Below are 24,381 nucleotides of genomic sequence, written 5' to 3' on the forward strand. Positions count from 1 at the left end.
ATGGCGCGGACGGGGCGGCCGAAGGCCGAGTTGACGTTGTCGGACGAGGAGCGGGCCGCACTCGAGGGGTGGGTGCGGCGCCGTTCCACGCCGCAGGCGTGGGCCCTGAGATGTCGGATCATCCTGGCCTGCGCCGAAGGCGCTTCGAACAAAGACGTGGCGGCTCGACTCGGCTCGACTCCCCATGCGGTGGGCCGCTGGCGTGCGCGGTTCGTGCGGTATCGGATCGCCGGTCTGGGTGACATGCCGCGTCCGGGCGGCCCGCGGACGGTGACGGACGAACAGGTGGCCGCGCTGGTTTCCAGGACGCTGGAGTCCACCCCGAAGAACGCGACCCACTGGTCGACGCGTTCGATGGCGAAGGAGCTGGGCCTGTCGCAGTCGACCGTGTCGCGGATCTGGCGGGCGTTCGGCCTGCAGCCGCACCGCTCGGAGTCGTTCAAACTGTCGACAGACCCGTACTTCGTCGACAAGGTCCACGATGTAGTCGGTCTCTATCTGGACCCGCCGGAGCGGGCTCTGGTGTTCTATGTCGACGAAAAGTCGCAGATCCAAGCCCTGGATCGCTCACAGCCGGTGCTGCCGATGATGCCCGGAGTTCCGCAGCGGACCACCCACGACTACGTCCGGGCCGGCACCACCACTCTGTTCGCTGCTCTGGAGGTGGCCACCGGCAAGGTGATCGGTTCCCTGCATCGGCGCCACCGGGCCGAGGAGTTCAAGAAGTTCCTCATCAAGCTCGACAAGGAAGTCCCGGCCGGCCTCGAAATCCACCTGGTGCTGGACAACTACGCCACCCACAAGACCCCTGCCATCAAAACCTGGCTCCTGGCACACCCCCGGTTCCACCGGCACTTCACACCACCGGAGCGTCCTGGCTCAACCTGGTGGAGCGATGGTTCGCCGAGCTGACAAACAAGCAGATACGGCGAGGCGTCCACAGATCCGTCCAGGCCCTGGAGAAGGACATCCGAACCTGGATCGCCACATGGAACACCGACCCCAAGCCCTACGTCTGGACCAAGACCGCAGACGAGATCCTCGAACGCCTCGCCAGCTATCTGAACAGAATTCCTGACTCAGAAGACTAGTCGAGCAGGTGCTGCATCGCGGCGTCCAGGAGGCCGAGCTCGCCTCCACCGCCGGTCTGCTCAGCGGTGCCCTGTGCTGCACGCTCGTCGCCACCGGGTCCCAGATCCCGGCTGCGGGCATCATCGCGGCGGGCATCGGTAGCTGGATCGCGAGCAGCATGGCGGCGCGCTGCTGCCCTCACCCAAGCTCGGAGGGACACCGGCAGTGAGCAGCGGCGCGCACCGGCCCCCGCGGCGTGGGGATACTTCGAATGTAGCAGTCTGCTAGCGGCCGGTATCGCCTGCTAGCTTTCCTGGTGGGTATGGCGAAACAGACGAACATCCGGCTGGACGAGGACATCAAGGCGGCTGCAGAGGCCCGGGCCCAGGGCCGGGGTTTGAGCCTGCAGGGATATGTGGCCGATCTGATCGAGCAGGACGTGAACCAGTGCCGCGCGGCCTTCATGGCCGGCGCCTCGGCGTTCCTGGCTGCGTACACGGACGAATTCGAGGCGGAGCTCGGTGAGGACCGGTACCCCGGCCTCCCGGACGGGCTGCCCCAGTCCGCGCCGAGGGACGCCGCGTGAATCTAAAGATCGACCTCGCCTGGATCCTGGCAGTGGCCCAGCAGATCCCAGGCGACCCCCTGGTAGTCGATTACGGGGTGCCGGTGGCCGCAGAGGCACGCCACCGTGTGGAGGTCCTGGACCAAGAGGTCTACCCCGAGCCCCATCACAAGGCCGCGGCACTGCTGTGTGAGCTGGCCAGGAGCCCCAGCCTGGAAGTACGCAACCTGCTGTTCGCCGCCGCGGTGACCGTGGCCTACTTGTCGGCGTGCAGCCTCCCGGTCGTCCCCGACCTGGACACCGTTCTGCCTCTGGCCCGCGAAGCCCGGGACGGGCTGCCGGTGCGGGAAGTAGCCGCTCGCATCAAGACCTGGACGAGCTGAACTACCCGTCGTCCCGGCCAAGCCTGACCGGACCCGCCGCACGGCTCCCTACCTGGGCTACCGGCATCCCTCAGACTGCTGGCACACCTCTTCGTGGATCCGGAGTCCTGAGCACTGCACCAGGATGATGGGCCGCCAGACATGCCTGCCACGGGCAACGAGAAGGAGCCGGTATTGATCACCATGGACGTTCAGCGCTGCGGCAGCTCGGTCGTGGTCAGCGCCAGCGGGAGACTCACAGAGGACTCCGACGGTGCGCTCCAGCAGGCACTCGACGACGTCACTGCCGGTGCACGGGACCGCATGCTCGACCTGCACGGTGTGGTGTTCATGGACTCCGGCGGCCTGCTCAACCTTCTGGACCTGCACCGGCGCGCGGAGTGCCTGGGCTGCGTGTCGTGGCAGTCGGCTGGCAGTCCCAGCCGCAGCAGCTCATGGCAGAGGTCGCGGGTATCCGCGGGGCGGGCTCGGCCACCGGGGAGCGGTACGCGGTGGCGGGCTTCCGCCGCCTGCTTCAGGAACGGGTACAACGCGCACGGGACGTCGCGGACTTCGGACCCGAGCGAGTGGGCCACTTCTAGACCTGGATTTCGCACGTGCCGATGTGCTTTCGACGTCTGGCCTGTGGACGGCCTGAACCGGCCGGTCTGTCGTCCGTCGGGGTGATCGTCGGCCGGTCACGCATCCCGGGTGGCTACCGGCGTGATCGGAACAGTCTGCGCCGTGGCTGCTCGGGGAAGGCGAGGGCGGAGTGGAAGCCGTCGTCGCCGACGGTGCGTCGCAACGTTCGCACGATCGCCCCGGGATCGTCGTAGGGGCCGTTGATGTAGAAGGGCTTGCCGTCACGGCCGAAGCGAATCGGGCAGGGACCAGCGGGCTCGCCGAGCACAGCGGCGGCGGCCTCGAAGTCCGTCTGGGGAGCGAACCCGAGTTCGTGAGCGTAGACGGCAGCGCCGAACACCAGGGCACGGACAAGCTCGGCGGGAACCTGCACGTGCCTCTCGTAGGCGCTGAAGTAGGCCTGCCGGTACGCGGCCAGCCGACTCTGGGTCATCGCTTCCGGAGGCAGCGCGTTCTTCACCCCCAGGCACCATACATCCAGCAGAAACCCGGCGACCTGCGCCTTCGTGGAGCGTGTGCTGTCCGCGGCGACGAGCACGGTGACAAGGCCCTGTCCCTCCTCGGCGTCGGAAGCTCCGGAGTCCAAGCCGGTCCACTGCGGCGCGCCCTCAAGATCCACACTGCGGCTCCAGCCGGCGTTCACCCAGCAACGCGGCTCGCCGCGACCTGGCGCCGTGACCTGCACGGCAGTGTTGAGCACTCCGACGACATCCGCGAGACCCACCCCCAGGGTCCTGGCGATCGCCTTCGCTGACCGACCCTGCTGGTCAAGGTTTTGCACCTGTGCTACAAGCCGTTCATCCACAGCCCCCACCCTACGGCCGCCGCCAGGGTCGCAGGGCCAAAATGCCGGCAGCTCGACCACCCGGGCGATCCCGCGGAAAGGACGCAACTCGAATGTGCCGGTAGTCGCGTAATGACCGGTGGCTCTCGGGTTCTCTCCTGGTATGAGCAACTCATCCGGTGTGCCTCGTCGTTCGGCTCTGCGTCCGAGGACAGAGGTGGCGGTGTCGCGTGTGGTGGAGAAGCGTCTGGGTGCGCTTCCGGTAGTCGCGGGTTTCCTGCGCCGGCTGGATGTGGCGGGGACGGTCGATCGGGCTTGCCCGATTGGGGAGAGAGCCCTGTCCACCCATGGCCAGATCGTCGAGGCGCTGATCGCCAACCGGCTGACCAGCCCTCTTCCACTGCAGCACGTGGCCCACTGGGCGCGGGACTGGGCAGTGGAAGAGGTGCTCGGGCTGTCCGCGGACATCCTCAACGACGATCGGCTCGCCCGCGCGCTGGATGCGATCGCCCCGAACCTGGAGGGCATCGTGGGATCGGTCGGGGCCCGGGCCATCGATGTGTTCGGCCTCGATGTCGCGCGCATGCACTGGGACATGACCTCAATGTCCCTGCACGGCGCCTACGAGGAGAACGAAGATGACTATCCCACCCCGGCCTACGGCCACCCCAAGGACCGGCGCACGGACCTGAAACAGATCCAGGCCGGACTCGCTGTCACCGGGGACGGCGGCGTGCCGGTCTTCCACCGCGCCTACGACGGCGGGGCGGCAGAGGTCTCCCAGGTCACCACCGCCATGACGAACCTGTCCGCGATGGCCGGCGAACGAAACTTCCTGCTGGTCGGAGACTCCAAGCTGATCTCCTGGAACAACGTCGGCGCGATGACCGACGCGGGGGTGGGCTTCATCGCCCCACTGGCCGCAGCCCGTGTCCCAGCCGGCCTGTTCGCCTCCCTCGATCAGAACACCGCCCGCCCTGTGGAGTACGCCGCCCAGCGCGATGCCAACAAACCCGCAGATCAGCGATGTTCCTACCGGGTCCTGGAGGACACCATGGAGCTGACCGGGCCCCGCAAGCGCGACCGGGCCCACCGCCTGCGCCGGATCCTGGTGCACTCCAGCGCCAACGCGACGGCCGCCGCGAACGCGCGTGCCCTGAAACTGAAACGCACCGCCGAGGAACTGGACAAGCTGACCCGGACCGCAGGCTCCCGGTACTACCCCGACGGCGACGCGGTCACCCGAAAGATCACCCAAATCATCAGCAAACGGAAGGTCACCGCCTACCTCCGCACCGAGGTCACCATCGGCCCCGACACCGCGAAACCCACCCTGGCCTGGTTCTTCGACCAGCAGGCCATTGACGCGGAAGCCGCCACCGACGGCTGGTACGCACTGCTGAGCAATCTCGACCCCAAGGAAGCCGACGCCGCCGAGGTCCTCATCCGCTACAAGGGCCAGCCCACCGTCGAGCGCCGCTACAGCGACTTCAAGGGCCCCCTCGCGGTAACCCCGATGTTCCTGCACCACAACCGGCGCATCGCCGCACTGATCACCGTGATCTGCCTGGCCCTGCTGATCTTCTGCCTGATCGAACGGGAAGTGAGGCGAGCCCTCCTCCCTGCCACCGGCCTCATCGGCTTCTACGCCTTCGACAACCGGACCGTGAAACCCACCGGACGCCTGATCCTCCACGCACTCAGCCGCATCCGCTACCAGCCCGGACACAACGGGTCACCGCCCAAGATCCTCATCCCCGACCAGATCCAGGTCCACCTGCTCGAACTACTCAAGATCGATCCAAGCCAACCTCGCTGGACGACGGAGTGATTCCACACGTGCGAAATCCAGGGCTAGAGGCCCGTCCGGACTGTCGACTCAGATCAGATCGTGCCATGGGTATCGCTGCCTCCCCGTAGTACAGAAAGCGGTCGACTGTCGCAGGCGCATTGGCGCTGCCGCCGACGGCGCAAAAACCTCAACCGTCACGATCGACCGGACTGTTCCCATACGTTACGCAGAGATGGCCAACATCGAAAGCCGATAGTGCAGTTCAGGGCCGTGCGCGAGGACAAACCACCACGTTCTCGCACCTTGGCGTGACTACCTCGGACCTGAGTCCGATGGGTGCCGCCGATCCAAGCCGAGCAGCGTCTGTCTGACGCCGCTGATGACCCCGGGCATGTATTGATCTGCCCTTACGATTTACGCCAAAGGGTTGGCTCGAACTGCAATCAGAATGACTGAAACTCTACGCAACCTACCGAGGTTCCTCTGGTTGTGAGCGCCCTGCCTCCGCATTGGTACGGGCCATTCCTAGAAGGACAGGAGTACGCACCACGTCATTCATTGATGCCGCTATCGCGCGCCGGCCAATGCGGCACGATGTGGCCGCTGCCGAAGCAATCGATCATTGAGGTCCCTCCCAGGCCCTGGCGCCAACCCGAGTCCGGGACCACACCCCGGCGTACGGGTGAGGGGCACCTCCGCCGGACTTCGGTCTCAGCCAGGTTGGTCGTTGGAGCGCAGCAGCCGACCCGGCGACAGACGAATGCGTGATCGGGCTGTTCCTCAGCTCCAGGCGCGGTCGGGTCCTGGGGCGTGCTGTACGGGATCGCAGCATCGACGTATGCTGGTACCAATCTGCAGTTCAGGCAGAAGAAGGCCCTCACCACAAGGTGAGGGCCTTCTTCCATTGGCGCTGGCTAGGCAACGCTGCGGAGCTTGGGGGTCCCCTGCGAGGGGGGCACCGTCTGATACTCAGGCAGCTTGAGGGGCAAGAGCCTGCCCGCGCGCATGTCCTCCAGGGCTTGCGCAAAAGCCTCGTCCATGGCTTCTGCGCTCTCGTATCGCCCGGCGAGCGGGTGCAGGCTGTAGCTGTTGGCGCGTCGGCTGCGCTCACTGGGTGTACGCAGCACCACGTTCAGCTCGAACAGCGGATCAAGAAGCTTGCTCACGGCAGCCGGGCTGACTTTGTACTCGGCCGACATCGCCTGCTGCGAGGGCAAGTTGCCCGTGCCCATCTCACTGCGGAAGACGAGGTAGGACAGGAACTTCACCGCGGCCGCCCCGATCGGAAGCGCCCAGATGCGTTCAGTCACGAGTGGGGACATCACAGGCTTGGGCATCAGGTGGGATCTCCTTGGTCGTGTCGTCGCGGTATACAGGCGCCCGTCACCCTGTCGCTCCTCTGGCGGGCGATTCCTCGAAGTCAAGCATCTGCTGGCCCGGCAGGTTCTTCGGGCCGACCTTGTGGGGGAAGTCTGTGGTCTCATCCCCGTGGTCGGAGGCGATCTCCTCCAGAACGGTCTTCTGCTCGCCGCTGTTGCCGGAGAACCAGAGCGTCACGTTCAGTCGGATGCGACCGTAGCCGGCACTCTCCAACCAGCCCCACTCGATGAGCGTCTTGACGGCCTTGTTGACGGTCGGACGCGTGATCCTCTTCGCGCCGGGCATGTCGGTCAGCAACTCATTGAGGCCATCGGTGATCTGTTGCTGCGTGTACGAGGCGATGCCGGTGCCCTTCTTCTGTCCGCCGGCGACGAACAGGAAGACCGCGGCTCGGGATCGAGAGAGGACTCCGGCCACAAGCAGCTTGGCCATCCACTGGGCGAACCAATTGGAGGTGATGCTGTAGCCGATCTCGCCGGCCATGGTGTGGATGCTGCGAGGGTCGGTGTCGCTGTAGTCGATGTGGATCTGGACCTTGGGTCCTCCACGGGTCGCCCTGCGCCCGGTGGGTGCGGGGGCGACGTTCTGTGTGTGCCCGATGTGGCCGGCCAGCAGGCTGACGATGTCGTCAAGGACGCCGTCGCCGTTCTTGGGCCCCTCGGCGGGTGGGGTGTGGTTGGGCCGGCGCTGTGCTCGCGCCGGCGGTTCAGGCGTCACTGAGCCCTCCTCTGCTGTTCAGGCAGAGGGGAGCCTATCCCAAAAGTTTCCGTCAGCTTAAGTTTTGACGGCGCGTCGCCTGCGCAAGTTGCGGGCCGCGCCTGTGGAGTGGTGCCGAGACTTTCCAGCAGGGAAAGTTTCGGCGCCTCTCCGAAGCCAGAACTTTCCGGCAGGTTAAGTCTTGCGGGCCTTCCTTGACGGCGTTTACGCGAGGAGCCAACGATCCGCACCGGAACTTTCCTTCAGTGAAAGTTTCGGCGTGGTTCGGACCCGAAACTTGCTGTCAAGTTAAGTTTCGTGAGTTGCCGCGACACACATGCTCGATCTGAGTGGTCTCTCCGCAACCATCACCAGGCGGTTTCGAGGGCGCGTGCACCGCTCTGACCTGGGCGTTCCACACGGGCCGCATCTGGGCTGGTTGCTTTCCCTCAGGTTAAGTTTCGAAGGCAAGTGTCACCGCTGGGTTAACAGATTCGACCCCCAAGTGTGTCCGCCAGGAACGTCAGATCACGAGAAGCTGCAGGTCAGCGAGGTGCAGATTCGGCGCTCTCTTTACTTAGAGGCAGCAACCAGCAGGCCAGTCGTCACTTCACAGCTCGCGGTGACAGCCCTCGTGACGGTGCGGCAGGCGTCCGCTCCCCCACCAGGTCCTCCGGGCCGGATCACTGACTACAACATTGCTGCCCCTCAGCCCCGTTCGAACCTGCACCACCGAATGCGCGCCCCTGTGGCGAGTTCCTTGAACGACTACGATCAGGGGCCACCTGCACCACCTCAGACCCCAGCCACGCCACCAAAGGAACGACACGCTCATCAGCCACATGGTTCGCTCTCGTTCTCACCGTCCCGCAGGTCCACAGCTCCGCGTGGGCCCGACACGCCCCCTAGGGCGGGGCGGGAACATGCCGAGCCGGGGGTTCGGGGGCTGCCCCCGAAGACACCAGCCAGCGAACTTCCAGTGGACAAGTTGATGCTCAAGCCACGGAGCGCTCGCACCCTGGTCCGCACTTGAGACACGGCTGCGACCCCGATCCCTCGTTTCTGTACCCGCAGGACTAGGCAGCGCGTGCAAGAGGACCTGAGATCCATGCGTCAACAGGTTCAGTAACCCCTCCCAGTACCGGGGTGAAGACTTTCTCGAACGGACCGTGGGTCCGCAGTTGCTCAAGGGTGGTCACACCGGCCCGGAGCGGGGTGGACGAGAGTGCGGGATCGCTGGCAGCGAGGCTCCGCAGATCAGCGATGCGGCGGGCAAGACGCTCTTCGGAGGCACCGGTCAGTACGAGCAAGAGCCGAGGGAACGCCGGGTATCGGTAGCGCCAGGCCGGCATCCCGGCCTGGCGCCGGGGCCCGCGGTTGCTCTTGCCCGTCTGAGGCTGGGGCGCGTACTCGTGGTAGGCGGCGTACGCGTGCAGTTTCTGGGCGAGGCGGGCGATCGTCATCTGGGTGCGGTCGATCTCGACGAAGAACGTGAGCAGGGTGCGCTGTTTGCCAGCGGTGTGGACGTAGCTGAGGACGGCGTCGGGGATGAGGCAGAGCTCCTCTCCCGGCCGGGAGTCGTCGCGGTAGTAGTGGGCGACCTCGGGTGACCAGTCCAGGGGACCGCATTCGTGGCCGAGGCGGCGCGCGTGTTCTACGAAGGCGGCTCCGGTCTCGACGACGGCAAGGGTGTGCTCCTGGAGGGGGCCCAGTGCTGCCTCGGGGCTCATCCGGTAGGCGCGGGGCTGGAGCAGGCCGACGGCTTCGACGGCTTGGGCTCCCTTCTCGGTGAGCCACCACAGGAGTTCGGTCTGGCCGGTGCTGCGCCGGCCTACAGCCTCGGCGAAGCCGGCTTCGCGGAGGGTGTGGAGTTGGCGGCGCAGGTACTCGGTGCGGGTGTGATGCGGGGTGACGAGCCGGTGGAGTTGGCGGGTGGAGACCAGGCGGTGTGCGTAGAGGACCTGAGCAGCCTGCTGGGCGACCTGGCCAAGCCCGGTGGGGGTGGACTGCGGGTAGGGCATGAGTATTTCCGTTCTAGTCGGTGACACTGGTGGGGTCGCCGGAGCTGGGGCCGCCGAGGCGTCGGCCGGTGTGGTGGGTGAGGACGACGGCGTCGAGCTCCTCCAGGTCGGCGAGGATGTCGCCGAGCGGGCGGCGGTTGAGGTTGCTGTCGATCGCCTGGTCGAGGACGGGGACGCCGGCCGGGTTGTCGTAGTGCGCGAAGATCTCGTCGACGGGCAGGCCGCGAACCCGGAAAGGCGTGGTCCGGGCGCCGTGCAGGTTCACGGACATCACGTAGTGGTACTTCGGGAGTTCGGTGATCGTCTCCGCACTGACGTGCCCGTTCCAGCGCTTCGCGACGAACGCGGCCTCGTCGTAGTCCGCGGCGCAGGTGCTCAACCAGCTCTGGTTCTGTAGCAGGGCCTGGCGGGTGATGGCGGAAAGACGCAGTGCCATCTGCGTCATGCCGATGAAGCGCACCTCGTACTTCCGCAGCTGCTCGGCGATGGCGGCGAGGAAGCCCTTACTGCTGCTGTCGAGCGCGGTGAGCTCATCGCCCCAGGCCCAGAAGGTGTTGCGCTGCTCGCGCGGCGTGTCCTGTCGGGAGAGGCCGGCTCGGTGCAGGTCGTGGATGAGCAGGCAGCTGACGAGGGCGTCGCTCTCGCTGCCGGACGGGCAGACGAAGACGATCTTGCCGGTGTCCATGGCGTGCCGGACGTCGTACGCGGAGCGCGGGCTGCCGAAGAAGCCCTGAAGGCTTTGGCTGGTGTCGAGGCGGTCGATCGCGTAGGTGACGGTCGGCACCGCGTCCGGGCCGAGCTTGGGGAAGGTCGTCTCCCAGTACGCGCGGACACGGGCCGGGAGTTTGGGCAGGAGCTGCTCGCGCCAGTCCTCGTCGGTGAGCCAGGTACGCAACTGGAAGAGCGTGCACTGCGCCTCCGGCTTCTTGGCCTGGACGGCCTTGAGGTTGAGCAGGGCCAGGGCCTGGGAAGCGCGGGCCAGGATGGTCCGGGCGCGGGGTGCGTTGTCGCCCCAGTCCTGCGCCGCGGCGATGCCCTCGGTGACCGAGCGGACGATGTCCTGGACGTCGGAGAGGTTGCGGCCCTCCATCGACAGAGGGTTCCACGAGACAACCGCCTGATCCGGGTCGGCCTTGGCCAAGTTGATTTCCCAGAGCCGGCCCATGATTTCCGGGTGCGCGAGGTACGGCTTCGCCCTCATCCAGCCCTCGCCGTGCGGGTCGAGGAACCACGTGCCGTAACCGGAGTGCGCCATCGCGATGCACTGCACGAGGGCTTCCTCCGTTTTGCCGTGGCCGGCCTTGCCGAGCTGGAGGCCGAAGAGGAGGTCCTCGACCCGGGCGGCCGCGATCCGTTCGCGGCCGTCCGGGTAGACCACGGCGCCCAGCGGGACCAGGTCGCGCTGCCCGGTGTAGACGGGAAGGTCGGCCGGGGCCGGCGGGACCAAGCCACCGGTCCTGACCACGCTGGACGCGGTGCACTTCACCGTCGGCGGCTTCAGCCAGCCGGCCAACTCGGGCACCGTCAGCCACTGCCGGCGACGCGGCGCGAACTCCCCGCTCGCGAACCGGCGCTCGAACCGGCCAATCGCCCACCGTCGGGGCCGGTGGGCCTTGAGGTAGTTCTCCCCCGACGTCATCGACAGCGCGGCCATCAACTGGTGCATCCGCGCCAGTGCCAGCTGCGGGTGAGCGGCCTCGGTACGCAACAGGATCTGCACGGCGAACACCGCGCCCGCGGCGGGTTCGAGCTTGCCGACACCGTCGCGCAGGTCGGCCTGCCGAGGAATCCGCTCGGAGCGGGTGGAAGCGCCGGCGCCACCGGACCAGGCGGAAGTCATCGAGCCCCAGAAGCCTCCTCCACCGAGGCCGCCGGTCAGACGCTCGCCGTACGCGGACGGGCCCCGGCGGGCGGCCCGTGCCATCAGGCGGCGCCTGCGGCGGGCCAGACGCTGCTCGGAGACCGGGACCAGGTCGAAGACCACCTCGGCCTTCTCCCCGTCCTCGGTGCGCACGGAGGCCATGGCCGCGGCCAGCTGCTGGAGCGGGTCGGGGCTCAGGCCGAGAGAGGCGAGGGCCTTGTGGTCGGGCAGGCCCAGGGCGAGTTCGGCGCGCTGGACGTAGCGGCGCGCGCCCGCCCGGAAGGGGGGTGCCTGCGCCGGCTTGGCGAGGGAGATGCCGGCGGTCACGGCGTTCCTCCCGGGCCATTGAAGTGGACGGGCCGGATGTCGGCTTGGCCGTGCTGGGTGCGGATCTCGACTTCTGCGAATCCGGGCATGTTCAGGATCGCGGCTGCGGCGGCCGGTCCTTCGAGGTAGCAGCGCATCTTGCCATCCACGGCGGTGTACTTCAGGCGCACCGCGGATCCGCGGGCCGGGACACCGTCGGCGGCATAGTGCACGCGCCCGAGCTGGTGGGCCCACCGGCCGACTTCCCCATCTCGGGGGTCGAAGGTGGAGGTCGGGATCGCCTCGACCTGGACCCTGTCGGCGAGCGCTTCCCGGGCGAGCGCCGCGCGACGGATCGTCCACCACACCCAGACCGCCGCCCCGACAACGCCGAGGGCAACGAAGTATGGCGTGGCGGCGCGCAGGACGGACTGGAGCTGGCCGAGGAGCTCGACGACCGGCAGGTCCGGCAGATTCATGTCGGCCGGACCGACGTCGGCCGGGCCGGGGCGATGTGGTGCACGGTTCCTCCAGGATGGTGGGAAGAAGCCCTTCACCTGGAACAAGTAGGAATCGGCGGCCCGATCAGACACGGCACCCGAATGCTTTGCCAGCCCTTTACTGATCGAGTTGCTGTGGCCGGGCTGCAGACGAGCACCGGCCGTTCGCATCGACTGTGACGGCCGCGGTCAGGGCCTGGCGGACTGAGAGACCATTCAAATGTGGTTTGTCTTGTCTGGTAGATGCGTGCTGTTTGGTGGCGTTTTCGGGTTCGTCTGCGGCGGGTGTCCCGGGTGCGGTAGACCGGTGGGGTGAGTGAACCTCGTCGTGCGTATCGCACTGATCTGACCGATGCCCAGTGGGAGTTGATCGAGCCTGTCCTCACGGCCTGGAGGGAGGCTCGCACGGCGGCCGGCTTGAAGATCCGTTCACCGAAGCATTCACTGCGGGAGATCGTGAACACGATCCTGTACGTGAACCGGACCGGGGTCCAGTGGGACCTGCTGCCTCACGATCTCCCGCCCGCGACCTCGGTGTTCTACTACTATTCGCTGTGGATCAAGGACGGTACGACGAAGCGGATCCACGACCTGTTGCGGGCCGAGGTCCGCTCGAGGGCCGGCCGGGCGAGGGAGCCGACGGCCGCGGTGATGGACTCCCAGTCCGTGAAATCCTCCTTCAGCGGCGGCTCGGAAACGGTCGGCACGGACGGCGGGAAGAAGGTGAAGGGCCGCAAACGGCACATCATCGCCGACACCATGGGACTCCTCCTCGCCGTGATCGTCACCGCCGCCAACATCCACGACCGCCACGGCGGGCAGGTCCTCCTCGACGATGTCCACGACGCACACCCCACGGTGGTGAAAACCTGGGCCGACGGCTCCTACGGCGGCCTCAGATCCCGGGGTGTCTGCCTCGACATCAAGCTCGAGATCACCACCAAAGGCCTCGCCACCAGCGGATTCACCCCACTCACGCAGCGATGGAAGTCCGAGCGGACCTTCGGATGGCTCTCCCGCTCCCGCCGCCTCGCACAAGACGTCGAGGCCACCACCCACTCCGCCGAAGCCCAAATCTACTGGACCATGACCGGCATCATGCTCCGCAGAGCCACCGGAAACAGCGCGATCACCACCTACCGAACCACCCCACAAGCGGGCACAACCACCACGATCTGATTCGAATGGTCTCTGAATGGCTCCCTACAGGTTGTTCAAGGCCCGCTCGGCATGCGCGCGCACGCTGTCCCACGCCGCGGGGAAGTCACGGACGGGAAAGCTCAGCCCCAGTGCATGGTGGGCAGCGTCGAGTTCCGGCCCCGGCTTGGGGTGGACGGCAGCGTTTCGTACGACGCGGATCTGGTCCAGGACCTGTACGGCCTGGTGGACCACGCCGCGATCGAGCGCGGGCAACAGCAGCAGGCGCCCGCAGTACGACCACACGTCGTACACCGTCCCGACGCCGACCCAGTCCGGGCCGAGCATGAGTCGATGACCTCAGGAGCTGTGCCATACCTCTATTCGAGATTGGCATCAGAGCGCCGGAATTCCCCCAGCCCCCGAGCCCAGACCGCTGCTCTGCCGAGAATGCCGGAGGCCCCGGTCAACCCTCCTCCGCTTCCGTTCCCGTTCTGCAACGGCAGGTCGGCTCCGCCGCATTGGTTGAGGGGGCTGCCGACACTGGCTTATTGGATCAGGTCGGTATGCGTGTAGCACGTCGAGCAGATGTAGAGCTGCAGGTGGTTCCCGCCGGAGACCTGGATCCCCGGCGGGTTCGACACGTTGTCGGCGTCGAACTCGGCAATGTGCTGGTCCTCGTTCGGGCCCCAGCTTCTTCTGTAGTCGCGGCATTCGTCCGATGCGATGGTCAGCAGCGGGTTCATCGCGGCGCCGCAGTTTATGCAGAACCGGGAGATGGGATCGGTGAGGCCCCAAGGTGCCCATCCACCGACCTTCCAGCCGGGGGCCTCGGACAGCTCGTTCATGTAGAACTCTTGCGGAGCGGCCTCATAGCGATCGTCTATCTCGACTCCGGCCGCCTGCCACAGGCTCCAGTCGCTCAGCTGCTGCTGCAACCCCTCGCCCAACTCCAGAAAGTTGGGGTACTCGGTGACTTGCTCCGGTGCGAGCACGCACGGCTCCGGCGTGTAGCCGTACTGCGCCTCGGTCGGCTTGGGCGGCGAGGCGAGGACGTGGGTGACGTCGGCGGCGGTTCGCCAGAAGAGCTCGGTCGTAGGCTTGTGCTCCGGCGGGTGCTCTGAGGGACACCACAGGACCTGGAGCAGATCGGTCCGTCCGGGCGGCCGCAGCAGGGGCACGTCGCGCGCGTACAGCTGGGCCACTGGCAGAAGGGGGGAAACTGGACCCTCGTGCCACTTGTCGCAGTACAGCCACGGCTGACTGGAGGGCCACAGCAGCGGCCCGCCGACCGAACTGTCGTATGGGGACGGAGAGCCGGGGCGGGGATGCAGCCGGGTCGTCGTGCGGGCCAGCGGGGCCAGCTGAGGGAAGGCCGCGGCCACGTCGAACGGCCGTGGTGAAGTGGTACGGGTGACGTTCACAGCGGTGATATTGCCAGCAGCCTCTGACAATCGGCGTGCGACAAGATCAGCCGCAGCATCGGCTACAACGGTGCAGCCGCACGACATCGCGGGCTCCGACCTGTCCCCCGCAGAGGACAGGTTGGAGCCCGCGGGGTATCTGGCCAGACTGACCAAACGGTGTCCGCGAGGTCCGCAACATCGATCCCCGCCGCCCGTCCACCCCCGCTGATGACCACCCCCGTGGTCGCTCGTCCGTTGAAGTGGTCCAGTGCGAACTGCCCCTGATCGCAGTGCGTCTAACAGATGATGAATACCTACAAGAAGGAGCCACATGCCCACGCCCGGTAACGGAATTTCCATCACCCACGAGTTGGGAACGCACGGTTGGTCGAACGAGGAGACTGCTGCGTACGAAGCCGCGATCGAAGCGGTGAACGGGCTGGTCGGCACGTACACCGCGGTGATCGTCGCCGAAGAGGCCAAGGCTCAGCCCAATCGCGAGGCGATCGATGCCGCTCTGGCCGCGCAGCAGCGCCTCGCTCGCGAACGTGAAGCGTTGCGCTCGACCGACCATCAGCAGATCGCCGAGGCGCGCGCCCGTTACGCCACGCTGGCTCGCGAGGTAAGGGCCGGCCTTGACGCGACGCGCCCCGCACAAGGCGGCTACCGCCCAGAGGCCTTCGAAAACGTGCCGACCGCAACGGTGTACGACATCTTCGCGGAAACAGCCTCCCGTCTCATCGGCCTGCTCATGGCCCGTGGGCAGGCCACCTCGGAGGCAGAGCAGTCACAGCAATGGCGAAGCCAGGCTCTTGCGGTGCGCGCGGCCGCCCGGCGGGTCCCGGCGCACGACCGCGGCGAGCTGCTGAAGCACATTGCGCAGTGGCAGAGCGACATCGCCCGCCTGGAGAGCCAGTGAGCATGGCCCAGCCCAGCGACTACTTCCTCGACGACGACCAGCTCCGACTGGGCTCCCCGACAGGCCGATGACAGTTGAACAGGCGATCTCACCGAGACGTGCAGCAGTCAGACCGATTCTCGGTCCTACCGCGGATAGCCGATTTCGGAGATGTCCCGGGCCAGGTCCGCCAAGGTGATCTCTGCGTTCAGCGACGATACGAGTTTCTGGTCCAGCGGTCGCAGGGCATACACATTGCTCACTGCTGTCAGGTCTACGGGGGCCTCGTAGTAGTCCTCGGCGAAGCGCTGGAACGCTTCCGGAGAACGGTCGATCAGGAGGCTGAACAGTCCGGTCGTCCCATCAGGATCGGCACAGCTCTCGGGAAAGTCGATCGTCCCGTGGCGCCACTGATCGTCGGTCTTCGCCCGCCACAAGCAGGCTGTTGCGACGGGCACGCCGTCCTCGTCGGTGAACGCCGGCTCCTCCACGAAGGACCGAAAGGCCTCAGGAACATCGTCGATCACTCCCGGCCAAGGCTCGCCGTCGTTGCCATATGGGCTCATCGGCGCTTCGTGGCTGAAGCCGCGGACATAGACTCCCGCCGCCGAGAACACTATGGAGTACTCGTCTCCTGACCCGTTGCGCATCGAGGCCATCTCCTCGCCTGCAGCCCAACCGGTGTTGAAGGAGTAATACCGGCTTTCCCAGTCCGGGCTCAGGATCGCATCGAGCATCGCAAGCGAGCGGCACAGGTCCCGCAGGTCGGCGATGGTGGGAAACTGGCGGGCTACGTCATAGACAGTCACGGGCTCATCCAACCGGATACCTCTGACATCAGCCCCGCCCCTGCCAGACGTCACGGTCAGTAGCAGGCCCATAGCCGGACGGGCCAACACGCGACAGTTGAATAGGCGAGCCCACCAGTCCCGAGGCCGTCGAGGTCCGTGGGTTCAGGGAAACCGAAGTCTGTTCAGCGGGAACTCCCGGGTCGGTCCGTGTGTATCAGCTGGGCGAATCCGTGGGTTCGGCGGGAACCGTGGGGTGGGCTGCGAGGCGGCGGGCTTCGGCGGTGACCTCGGCATCGACCTGGTCCACGGTTCTATCGCCGTATTCGAGGGTGTCGTACTCGTCGTCGAGTTCAGCCAGGCGCTTGGTCAGGGGCAGCTCATGTCCGTGGCGCTGGTGAATCCGGAAGGTGAACTCCCGAGGCGTGAGCTCTCCGGCGAGCATGCGGCGTGCGAGGGATCGGGCGGCGGCTTCCTGGCCGGCTTCGCTGGCGACCGGATAGAAGGTGAGGCCGAGTTCGTCGAGTGCTTCGGGAAGCAGGTGGTGGACGTCGTAGTCCGCCTCGGCGCGCGTGCAGGCGGCGAGGATTCGAAGGCCGGGGGTGTCGAGTCCGGCGACGAGCGCATCGCAGGCGGCATTCACCACGTCGCTCGCGCGGATTCCCCCATGCTCCAGAGGGCGGCATGGTCCTGGAGAGCGATTGCTGCTGCTTCGGTCGACGTCACACACCCATGATTCCCTTCACGGTGCGTCCGGGTCGAGCAGATTTCATCGAAGGTCCTGTTCGGCGGCCTGTTCCAGGAGGGCTCGTGGAGCAATAGTCAAGAGTTGTGGATCAGCTGAGGTGGTTCATGCCGCGAGGGTCTCGTCTCGTTCGACGAGGTGTCCGTTCTCGAACCGGTTGCCGGCTCGGACGAGGGCGACGAGGTGGGGTGCGGTGACCGCCCGCCACCGCTGCTGGGCGGACTCGACGAGTTTGAAGACCATGGCGAGGGCGGCGGTGGGGCTGCCGGCGCCGCGGGTGACCTTGGTCCGGAGCTTGACCGTGCTGAAGGTCGACTCGATGGGGTTCGTGGTCCTCAGGTGGATCCAGTGCTCGGCGGGGAAGTCGTAGAACGCCAGGAGCTCGTCGACCTCGCCGGTGATCTTCGCCGCGGCCTTGGGCCACTTCACGCCGTATGCCTTCTCGAACGCGGTGACCGCCTTCTCGGCGTGGTTGCGGTCTTCGGCGTTGTAGATCTCCTGGAGCGCCTTCTTCGCGCCGGGCTGCGCGGACTTCGGTAGCGCGTTCATGACATTACGGGTTTTGTGAACCCAGCACCTCTGGTGCCTGGCCTGTGGGAACACCTCGGCCAGGGCCCGCCACAGTCCCCTTGCCCCGTCGCCGGCCACGAGGACCGGGTCGCGCATGCCGCGCCGGCGGCAGTCCCGCAGCAGATCCGCCCAGGACTCGGTGGACTCCCACAATCCCTCGGCGATCGCGATCAGCTCCTTGGTTCCGTCGACGCGGACGCCCATCAGGACCAGCAGGCACGAGTGCGCCTGGGAGAGCCGGATCTTGGGGTGGATGCCGTCGGCCCACACGTAGACGTAGTCGGACCCGGCCAGGTCACGAGCCTGGAAGGCGGCATGCTCAGTCGTCCACTGCTTCATCAGCCGGGTCACGGTGGCCGGCGACAGACCGGCGGTACTGCCCAGGAACTGCTCGAGCGCGGGCACGAAGTCGCCCGAGGACAGGCCGTGGAGGTAGAGCAACGGCAGGACCTCGCTGACCTTCGGGGACTTCCGGCACCACGGCGCGAGGATCTTCGAGGAGAACCGTTCCCGCTCACCCGTTGCGGCATCCACACGCCGGTCGTTGAGCCGCGGCGCCGCCACCTCCACGGGCCCGGCCGCGGTGGTCACCGTCCTGGGCCGGTGGCGGCCGTTGCGAACCACCAGCCGCCGGCCCGCCTCGTCGCACTGGCCTGCGAGTTCGGCCATGTACTGCTCAACCTCCGCCTCCAAGGCTGCCGCGAGCATCCGCCGGGCACCTTCCCGGACGATCTCGTCGATCAGAGAGGTACCACTCTCGGTGGTGCCGTCTTCGTTGACTACGCTGAGCACGGGCGTGCCTTCCCGACCCGCGTTCGTAGCGCGGGCCTATTCGGTGACCTTGAGTCGATCACCCGGGAAGGTACGCCCTCCGCATCTCACGAGGCACCCCACCCCCGGACTGATCCACAGGTTCCGAGCATTGCTCGGGCTCGTGCGGAGTCCGCTCAAAGAGCGTTTCATCCCGTCTGGGGTGTTTGGTAAGTCGCCCAATGCCAGGAGCATTCCGGGCAATCCCGGAGGCGTGTGAGGATCCGTCCATGGAGTGCGATGTGTGTGGACGTGCGATGTGGCGATGGCCGATGCTGCCGAGTCTGTGGGAAGAGGAGATCTGGTCCTGTTCCTGGTGCCACGCGGCGACCCATGTGGGTGGTGAGTGGTTCGAGGTCTTGCGGCCGCCGTATTTGCCCGTGGGGATGCGTTGGGAGCGGGCCGTTGCTGAGGGCCTTTCCTCCGACGTCTCCCATGCTTTCGGTATCTTCGACAGGACGCTGTGCGGAATCCAGGTAGCCGGTATGTCGCCGTCGGACTACTGGTGGCTGCCGGAGCGGGAGAATGCCTGTGGCGGCTGCCAGGATGCGGCGGGTGTCATTGATGACCGCTGGCCGCAGGTGATGAGGGGCGAGGCCGCGCGGGTGAGTGTGGCCCGACGGCTATGAGTCCTGGGCGTTCCTCCACGACGAGGAGGTGATGAAGAACGGGTATGTGGGATGGACGTTCGGCGTTTGAGCTCCTCATCGTTGGGGCCCCGCAGACCGTGAATATCAACCACTACGGCCGCAAAGACGAAGGGGACGAGTAGAGACGTCGCCGGGGAGCGTGGATGAGAGCCTGCTCATCACTCCGGTGCGCGTCCTGTTCGTCGACGGATCCACGGCAACGGACTGTCAGCTCGCTATGCCCATGGCGGTCCGTGCTTTCTGGACGAAGGCCTTAAGGGCAAAGTTGTGGGTGCGGGTCAGTCGCTGCCGCTGCTCGCCCAGCTCTGGATAGCGGCAGTCCAAGATCAGCGCTCCCTTCTCGGCCCATGTGAGTTCGGGAACCTGCTCAAGAGCTTCATCCGCTTCCCTTAAGTACGGCTGGTGCAGGTACCCGTCGTCTGCGGCCACCGAGGCCTCGCGGAGGGCGTCGAGGGCGGCTATCGCCCGGGTGGCCGGCCCGCCGTCGTCAAGGGGGGTCAGGCGCTCCCGTGCCCGCGCGGCCTGAGCGCGCGAGCTGGCCAGACCGGCAAGGTCGGCAACGGTTTCCACAACGTGGAATGCTGCCGCGGACAGTTCGGCCGTCGCGACGAGCTCGATGACACCCAGGGCGTGGATGAAGTCGGTGTGGGTCTGGTCGACCACGGCGCCGACGTCCGCCCGCTCGTACTGCTTGTCGAGGGCGCGGGTGAGCTCGCGAACGGTGCGGAGGAAGCCGGTTATCGCTGCAGTCCGTTGATCGCGGAGAGCCGTGATGTGAGCGGCTTCTGCCGCACGGTCAGCTTGCTCCCGAACCGCTCCCAGCGTTGCGGAGGCGGCGGTCGCGGCGGCCTCCCTGGCCGCTTGTGCCTGAGCGATGCCGGCTTTGGCCTGGATGTATGCGCCCAGGCACGTGCCGAGGAAGGCCGCGACCAGCGGGAGAACGATGAGTAGGAGATCTTTGTGTTCCCTGAGGACTCTGGTGCGCATTTCCCGATGCTGAAGCTGCTGGCTGCGGGATGATCGTGGGTGCGGTCGCTTCCCTGTCGTGCGTCCGCGGGGGGTGATCTGCGTTGACGCTCCTATAGCTGTCAACTGGCCGTATGGGGTGTCTGTGGGGCGGGTCGGAGCAGGTGGTAGACCTCGCGGATGACGTAGCGTTTGAGGCAGCGGATGATCTCGCGTTTGGTCTTGCCTTCGGTGGTGCGGCGGGCGACGTAGGCGATCGTGGGCTGGTGGTATTGCATCCGGACGATGACGGTTCGGTAGATCGCGGCGTTCAGCTGTCGGTGGCCGCCGTGGTTGATCCTGTGCCTGCCGCTGGTCATGCCGGAGCCGGTGGGAACGGGCGCGATGCCCGCGAGTTTGGCGAGAGCGGCCTCGGACTTGATCCGCTCGGGGTTGTCGCCGGCGACGACGAGGATCTCCGCGGCGGTGTCCACCCCGATGCCGAACGGCTCGAGCAGCTGTGGGGCGGTCCGTTGGACCAGGTCGCCGATCATCTTCGTCAGTTCCTTGGCCTCGGCGTCGAGGTACTGCCACCGCTTGGCGAGCGTCCGCAGTGTGTGACGCAGTGCGTCCTCGGGTCCTTCCAGGCGGCGAGGACGCAGGGCTGCCAGCTGCCGTGCCAGGCTGATCTGTGTCTTTCCCGCGGTCTCCCGGCGCAGGGTGTCGGGGGCGTGGACCAGCATCGCCTTCATCGTGACCATGGCCGCGGCGCGCTGTTCAACAGCCTGGTCGTGCGCGACCTTGAGCCGGCGGATCATCTCCGCTTCGCCGTCGGCGCTCTTCGGTGTGGCGGTTGCGAACCCGGCGAGGACGGCGCGGGCGGCGTTCTCGGCGTCCAGGGTGTCGGACTTGCCATTCATGCGCCGCAGCCGCCGGTCCGGGCGGCCGGCCTCAACCACCTTGTGGCCACTCCTGCGCAGAAACGATGTCAGTGTGGCGCCGTAGGAGCCGGTGCCCTCGATCCCGAACGCAAGGACTCGGCCGAACGAGGCCGCCCAGTCCTGTAATTGCTGGAAACCGCCGGTGTCGGTGGGAATGGTCAAGGTGGCCAGGATCCCACCGATCGTGTCCATCACCGCCGCAACGTGGACGTGCTTGTGCGTGTCGACGCCGATCACGACATGCCCGGACCTGGGCTGCTCGATACTCTGCACGGTGTTCCTTCCGGCCGGAAGCGTGGGAGGTCACGCTGTCGCCGGTCGGACGGACAGGACTGTCACGGGGACGCTTTGGTGGAGTCGGCTCCAGGCTCTTATCAGGTCACGTCCGTCCGGCGGCAGCGCTTGCTGCGTGCCCGGCCGGGCGGTCGACAGATCAACGCCAGGACACCCGCGGGGTCAGTCGTAAGCAAGAGTCAGACCGCCTCGGCCGGGACTACCCGATCCTTGCGGGATCCGGTGCGAAAAGACTGACAGTCGTTGCAGCCCAAGGGCCTGCCGCCGGTGCCGGAGCAGACCGCGAGGACGGCCCGTGCCGCCTTCCCGAAGGGGAGTCTGCCGATGCGGGTTCGGGATCACCTCGCCGAGGTCTTCGCGGACGAGCCGTTCGCCGAGGCGTTCGGGGTGCGTGGGGCCCGGGGGTACTCGCCCGGCGTGCTCGCGCTGGTGACGGTGCTGCAGTTCTCCGAGGACCTCACCGACCGGCAGGCCGCAGAGGCCGTGCGGGACCGCTTGACCTGGAAGTACGCTGTTGGGGCGGAGCTGACCGATGCCGGCTTCGACCACACGGTGCTGCCCCGTTTCCGGGCCCGGCTCGCGGACCACGGCATGGAGCGGGTGGTCTTCGACCGGCTCCTTGAGCACTGCAAGGAGGCCGGCCTGGTGGCGGCCGGGGGCAAGCAGCGCACCGATGCCACCCATGTGATCAGCTCGGTGCGGAACCTGAACCGGCTTGAGCTGGCCGGGGAGAGCGTTCGGGCGGCGCTGGAGGCCCTCGCGGTCGCGGCCCCGTCCTGGCTGGCCGGCGTGGTTGACGTGACGGAGTTCGCGACACGGTACGGGCCCCGGATCGACAGCTGGAAGATGCCGTCCTCCCAGGTCAAGCGCGATCGTCTCGCCCAGGTCTTCGGCCAGGACGCTCTCGCCCTGTGTCAGGGGGCCTGGGCGAAGGACTCCCCGGCATGGATCCGACAGATCGAGTCCGTGGCCCTGCTGCGGCAGGTCCTGGTGCAGACCTACCTCATCGGCTCCGACTCGCGGGGACGGCAGGTGATCAGGAAGCGGGACGCCGACAGTGACGGGGTCCCGCCCGGCCAACTCCGCCTGGCCTCCCCCTACGACAGCGACGCACGCTGGGCGGCCAAGGGCGACGATCTCTTCTGGTGCGGCTACAAGATCCACCTCACCGAAACGTGCACCACCCTCCCCACCGACACCGACACCGACACCGAGCCGGAGTGGCAGGGACCGCCGAACCTGATCACCGACGTGCACACCACCGACGCGACCGTGCCCGACGTGAAGGCCACCGCGCCGATCCAGGCCAAGCTCGCCGAGCACGGCGTGAAGCCGGCCGAGCACTACCTCGACTCCGGCTGCCCGTCGGCCGAGTTGATCACCAGGGCCAAGAAGCAGGACATCCGCATGGTCACCCCGGTTCTCCTGGACCGCTCCGCCCAGGCCAAGGCCGCCGACGGCTTCGACAAGACCGCCTTCGCCATCAACTGGAAGACCCGTCAGGTCCGCTGCCCCGCCGGGAAGACCAGCTCCCACTGGAACCCCGTCAAGCAGCATGGCAAGGACGCCATCGTGATCACCTTCAGCGTCCTGACCTGCCGCGACTGCCCCTTCCAGCTCCAGTGCACCGCCTCGAAGCTCGGCCGCCGCATGCTCACCCTGCGGCCGAAGGAGCTCCACGAGAATCTCGCCCGGGCCCGCGCCGAGCAGAAGACCGACACCTGGAAGAACAAATACAAGATCCGCGCCGGCGTCGAAGGCACCATCAACCAGGCCCTGGACATCACCGGCATCCGCCGGGCCCGCTACCGCGGCCTGCCCAAGGTCCGCATCCAACACGCCTTCTCCGCCACCGCCCTCAACATCGTCCGCCTCGATGCTTGGTGGACCACCGGACCCCTCGACCGAACCCGCCGCACCAGCCGACTCGAGCAACTCAGCTACCGACTCTCCGCCTGAAGGAATTACGCACCAGAGTCCCTGAGAAAGACAATCACGTTCCCGATCCTGCCGCGAATGCTGGGCGCGACGCACTACTCCAGCGGAGATGGGTACGTGGTCGAAGGGGGAGGTCATGAAACGATGCGCCGGACGACGAGGATTGGTCCCAGGTCGGTTTGCTTGACCACCGTCACGGGACGGCCGGTTCTGGGTGCGTGGACGACGTAGCCGTAGCCGATGGCCATGGCGACGTGTTCGGGGGCGGATGCCGAGCCGCGGGCGAAGAGCAGGTCTCCGGGGGCGATGGCGTCGGCCGGGACGGCGCGTCCGTCGTGGATCTGGGTGTAGGTGGTGCGAGTGATCTCCATTCCGGCGACGCCGTAGGACCGCTGAGTCAGGGATGAGCAGTCGCAGCGTTCGGCGGGGTTGTCGCCGTGGGGGTTGGTGCAGCTGCCTCCCCACTGGTACATGGTGCCGACCTGGCCGAGCGCCCAGCGGATCGCGGTTTGTACCTGGGGTGGGGCGCTCGCCGGAATCTGGTATCCCTCGGGCACGGTGCCGGGCGGGATGTCCCCGAAGTCGACTGCCGCCTGGACGGTGCACGCGGCCGGCGCGAGGCCGCCAGCCCCGGGGATGGTGGGGGCGGCTACGCCGGTGGTCCCGCCGAGGGTTGGGGCGATGGCCTGCTGCAGAGCGGTGGCGAGGGGCTCGTGTTTCGCGTAGGCGTCGGGGTAGCCGGAGCGCTGGACCTTTTGCGCGGCGACGGTTATCGGCATGTTCTGCCAGTCGGTGAGCTGGGCCAGCGCGTCGTAGAACCGTTCGGAGGCGTAGACCGGGTTCAGGATCTGCTCGCGGGTTCCCCAGCCCTGTGAGGGGCGTTGTTGGAACAGGCCCAGGGAGTCGCGGTCTCCGTGGTCGAGGTTGCGCAGGTCTGATTCCTGCAGGGCGGTGGCGAGTGCGACGATCTGCCCGCGGGCGGGGAACTTCTTCTGTACTCCCGTGGCGACGATGATCTTCGCGTTGGGGAGCTGCTCCCTGGGCAGGGACAGGCCGGAGACCGTGACGTTGCCGCCTCCGTTGAGCATGGCCGTGACCTGGCGTGCCATGTGGGCGGTGTCGGCGTCGGCGCCGCCTTGCCCGGGCGTGCAGCGGGTGGCCGCGGCCTCGGCCTCGCTCTGGCCGAGGCCGGCGACGTGGGCGGCGATCCCCGCGAGCATCAGGAGCCCCAGCCCCATCAGCCCGGCGGTGACGGCCAGCCACCGTTTGATTCCCTTCT

At 67.0% G+C, this 24,381-nt stretch carries 23 protein-coding genes and 1 pseudogene; 10 read left to right on the forward strand and 14 right to left on the reverse strand.

The window, feature by feature from the left end; genetic code table 11:
- The 5 genes and pseudogenes from OG906_RS40760 to OG906_RS40780 all read left to right on the forward strand — a co-directional run bounded on the left by OG906_RS40760 (position 1) and on the right by OG906_RS40780 (position 2,600).
- Positions 1 to 1,091 (forward strand): annotated as a pseudogene (locus OG906_RS40760) (IS630 family transposase).
- An 8-nt stretch (positions 1,092 to 1,099) separates the two neighbouring features.
- On the forward strand, positions 1,100 to 1,300 hold the full coding sequence (locus OG906_RS40765) for a hypothetical protein (protein ID WP_329449150.1): 201 nt from the start codon (positions 1,100 to 1,102) through the stop codon (positions 1,298 to 1,300).
- A 93-nt stretch (positions 1,301 to 1,393) separates the two neighbouring features.
- Complete coding sequence (locus OG906_RS40770) at positions 1,394 to 1,657, forward strand: hypothetical protein (protein WP_329449149.1); 264 nt, start codon at positions 1,394 to 1,396, stop codon at positions 1,655 to 1,657.
- Positions 1,654 to 2,019 (forward strand): hypothetical protein, encoded by a 366-nt coding sequence (locus tag OG906_RS40775; protein ID WP_329449148.1) that lies wholly within the window; start codon positions 1,654 to 1,656, stop codon positions 2,017 to 2,019. The genes OG906_RS40770 and OG906_RS40775 overlap by 4 nt, the downstream gene beginning before the upstream one ends.
- Before the next feature lie 398 nt (positions 2,020 to 2,417).
- Positions 2,418 to 2,600, forward strand: coding sequence for a hypothetical protein (locus OG906_RS40780; RefSeq protein ID WP_329449147.1), 183 nt, complete (start codon positions 2,418 to 2,420; stop codon positions 2,598 to 2,600).
- Positions 2,601 to 2,713: 113 nt separating this feature from the next.
- Here OG906_RS40780 and OG906_RS40785 read toward each other — a convergent pair whose 3' ends face one another.
- Positions 2,714 to 3,445: a hypothetical protein gene (locus OG906_RS40785; RefSeq protein WP_329443938.1), complete on the reverse strand. Its 732-nt coding sequence runs from the start codon at positions 3,443 to 3,445 to the stop codon at positions 2,714 to 2,716.
- 211 nt (positions 3,446 to 3,656) lie between these two features.
- Between OG906_RS40785 and OG906_RS40790 the strand changes: the two genes are divergently transcribed.
- On the forward strand, positions 3,657 to 5,255 hold the full coding sequence (locus OG906_RS40790; RefSeq protein ID WP_329443935.1) for an IS1634 family transposase: 1,599 nt from the start codon (positions 3,657 to 3,659) through the stop codon (positions 5,253 to 5,255).
- An 875-nt stretch (positions 5,256 to 6,130) separates the two neighbouring features.
- Here OG906_RS40790 and OG906_RS40795 read toward each other — a convergent pair.
- The 5 genes from OG906_RS40795 to OG906_RS40815 form a co-directional block, all read right to left on the reverse strand.
- Entirely contained in the window at positions 6,131 to 6,553 is a 423-nt protein-coding gene (locus OG906_RS40795; RefSeq protein ID WP_266976321.1) for a hypothetical protein, read from the reverse strand.
- A 46-nt stretch (positions 6,554 to 6,599) separates the two neighbouring features.
- A complete protein-coding gene (locus OG906_RS40800) occupies positions 6,600 to 7,313 on the reverse strand; it encodes a hypothetical protein (protein ID WP_266976319.1) in 714 nt (237 codons plus the stop codon).
- Positions 7,314 to 8,368: 1,055 nt separating this feature from the next.
- Positions 8,369 to 9,313 (reverse strand): replication-relaxation family protein, encoded by a 945-nt coding sequence (locus OG906_RS40805; RefSeq protein WP_266976317.1) that lies wholly within the window; start codon positions 9,311 to 9,313, stop codon positions 8,369 to 8,371.
- Positions 9,314 to 9,326: 13 nt separating this feature from the next.
- The gene (locus tag OG906_RS40810; RefSeq protein ID WP_329449146.1) at positions 9,327 to 11,501 is read right to left on the reverse strand and encodes an ATP/GTP-binding protein; all 2,175 of its coding nucleotides are present in this window, start codon (positions 11,499 to 11,501) and stop codon (positions 9,327 to 9,329) included.
- Positions 11,498 to 12,151 (reverse strand): hypothetical protein, encoded by a 654-nt coding sequence (locus OG906_RS40815; protein WP_329449145.1) that lies wholly within the window; start codon positions 12,149 to 12,151, stop codon positions 11,498 to 11,500. Before OG906_RS40815 ends, OG906_RS40810 begins: the two co-directional genes overlap by 4 nt.
- A 141-nt stretch (positions 12,152 to 12,292) precedes the next feature.
- Between OG906_RS40815 and OG906_RS40820 the strand changes: the two genes are divergently transcribed.
- Positions 12,293 to 13,159, forward strand: coding sequence for an IS5 family transposase (locus OG906_RS40820; RefSeq protein ID WP_329449144.1), 867 nt, complete (start codon positions 12,293 to 12,295; stop codon positions 13,157 to 13,159).
- A gap of 24 nt (positions 13,160 to 13,183) precedes the next feature.
- Here OG906_RS40820 and OG906_RS40825 read toward each other — a convergent pair whose 3' ends face one another.
- Positions 13,184 to 13,465, reverse strand: coding sequence for a hypothetical protein (locus OG906_RS40825; protein WP_329449143.1), 282 nt, complete (start codon positions 13,463 to 13,465; stop codon positions 13,184 to 13,186).
- Between the two features lie 200 nt (positions 13,466 to 13,665).
- Positions 13,666 to 14,541: a hypothetical protein gene (locus tag OG906_RS40830; RefSeq protein ID WP_329449142.1), complete on the reverse strand. Its 876-nt coding sequence runs from the start codon at positions 14,539 to 14,541 to the stop codon at positions 13,666 to 13,668.
- Positions 14,542 to 14,854: 313 nt separating this feature from the next.
- Here OG906_RS40830 and OG906_RS40835 point away from each other — a divergent pair, with 313 nt between their 5' ends.
- A complete protein-coding gene (locus tag OG906_RS40835; protein ID WP_329449141.1) occupies positions 14,855 to 15,442 on the forward strand; it encodes a hypothetical protein in 588 nt (195 codons plus the stop codon).
- A gap of 125 nt (positions 15,443 to 15,567) precedes the next feature.
- On the opposite strand, the gene OG906_RS40840 is transcribed toward OG906_RS40835, so the two are convergent.
- The 3 genes from OG906_RS40840 to OG906_RS40850 all read right to left on the reverse strand — a co-directional run bounded on the left by OG906_RS40840 (position 15,568) and on the right by OG906_RS40850 (position 18,316).
- Positions 15,568 to 16,230, reverse strand: coding sequence for a hypothetical protein (locus OG906_RS40840; RefSeq protein ID WP_329449208.1), 663 nt, complete (start codon positions 16,228 to 16,230; stop codon positions 15,568 to 15,570).
- A 196-nt stretch (positions 16,231 to 16,426) separates the two neighbouring features.
- Entirely contained in the window at positions 16,427 to 16,855 is a 429-nt protein-coding gene (locus OG906_RS40845) for a hypothetical protein (RefSeq protein WP_329449140.1), read from the reverse strand.
- A gap of 204 nt (positions 16,856 to 17,059) precedes the next feature.
- Positions 17,060 to 18,316 carry an IS256 family transposase gene (locus OG906_RS40850; protein ID WP_329449139.1) on the reverse strand — a complete coding sequence of 419 codons (1,257 nt, stop codon included), beginning with the start codon at positions 18,314 to 18,316 and terminating at the stop codon, positions 17,060 to 17,062.
- Between the two features lie 248 nt (positions 18,317 to 18,564).
- Between OG906_RS40850 and OG906_RS40855 the strand changes: the two genes are divergently transcribed.
- Complete coding sequence (locus OG906_RS40855) at positions 18,565 to 18,963, forward strand: hypothetical protein (protein WP_329449138.1); 399 nt, start codon at positions 18,565 to 18,567, stop codon at positions 18,961 to 18,963.
- Between the two features lie 228 nt (positions 18,964 to 19,191).
- Here OG906_RS40855 and OG906_RS40860 read toward each other — a convergent pair whose 3' ends face one another.
- Positions 19,192 to 19,971, reverse strand: coding sequence for a hypothetical protein (locus OG906_RS40860; protein WP_329449137.1), 780 nt, complete (start codon positions 19,969 to 19,971; stop codon positions 19,192 to 19,194).
- 101 nt (positions 19,972 to 20,072) lie between these two features.
- Positions 20,073 to 21,143 (reverse strand): IS110 family transposase, encoded by a 1,071-nt coding sequence (locus OG906_RS40865; RefSeq protein WP_329449136.1) that lies wholly within the window; start codon positions 21,141 to 21,143, stop codon positions 20,073 to 20,075.
- 264 nt (positions 21,144 to 21,407) lie between these two features.
- Between OG906_RS40865 and OG906_RS40870 the strand changes: the two genes are divergently transcribed.
- Positions 21,408 to 23,123, forward strand: coding sequence for an IS1182 family transposase (locus OG906_RS40870; protein ID WP_443067505.1), 1,716 nt, complete (start codon positions 21,408 to 21,410; stop codon positions 23,121 to 23,123).
- A 113-nt stretch (positions 23,124 to 23,236) separates the two neighbouring features.
- Here OG906_RS40870 and OG906_RS40875 read toward each other — a convergent pair whose 3' ends face one another.
- Positions 23,237 to 24,373: a C40 family peptidase gene (locus tag OG906_RS40875; protein ID WP_443067519.1), complete on the reverse strand. Its 1,137-nt coding sequence runs from the start codon at positions 24,371 to 24,373 to the stop codon at positions 23,237 to 23,239.
- Positions 24,374 to 24,381 lie beyond the last annotated feature (8 nt).

Origin of the sequence: Streptomyces sp. NBC_01426 (assembly GCF_036231985.1) — a bacterium.
Classification (GTDB): Bacteria; Actinomycetota; Actinomycetes; order Streptomycetales; family Streptomycetaceae; genus Streptomyces.

What these genes read in the sequence shown, in the direction of transcription:
- OG906_RS40770 (WP_329449149.1), top strand. Translation starts at nt 1,394, where the DNA reads ATGGCGAAACAGACGAACATCCGGCTGGACGAGGACATCAAGGCGGCT.
- OG906_RS40795 (WP_266976321.1), bottom strand. Translation starts at nt 6,553, where the DNA reads ATGCCCAAGCCTGTGATGTCCCCACTCGTGACTGAACGCATCTGGGCG.
- OG906_RS40805 (WP_266976317.1), bottom strand. Translation starts at nt 9,313, where the DNA reads ATGCCCTACCCGCAGTCCACCCCCACCGGGCTTGGCCAGGTCGCCCAG.
- OG906_RS40815 (WP_329449145.1), bottom strand. Translation starts at nt 12,151, where the DNA reads ATGCGAACGGCCGGTGCTCGTCTGCAGCCCGGCCACAGCAACTCGATC.
- OG906_RS40825 (WP_329449143.1), bottom strand. Translation starts at nt 13,465, where the DNA reads ATGCTCGGCCCGGACTGGGTCGGCGTCGGGACGGTGTACGACGTGTGG.
- OG906_RS40835 (WP_329449141.1), top strand. Translation starts at nt 14,855, where the DNA reads ATGCCCACGCCCGGTAACGGAATTTCCATCACCCACGAGTTGGGAACG.
- OG906_RS40855 (WP_329449138.1), top strand. Translation starts at nt 18,565, where the DNA reads ATGGAGTGCGATGTGTGTGGACGTGCGATGTGGCGATGGCCGATGCTG.
- OG906_RS40860 (WP_329449137.1), bottom strand. Translation starts at nt 19,971, where the DNA reads ATGCGCACCAGAGTCCTCAGGGAACACAAAGATCTCCTACTCATCGTT.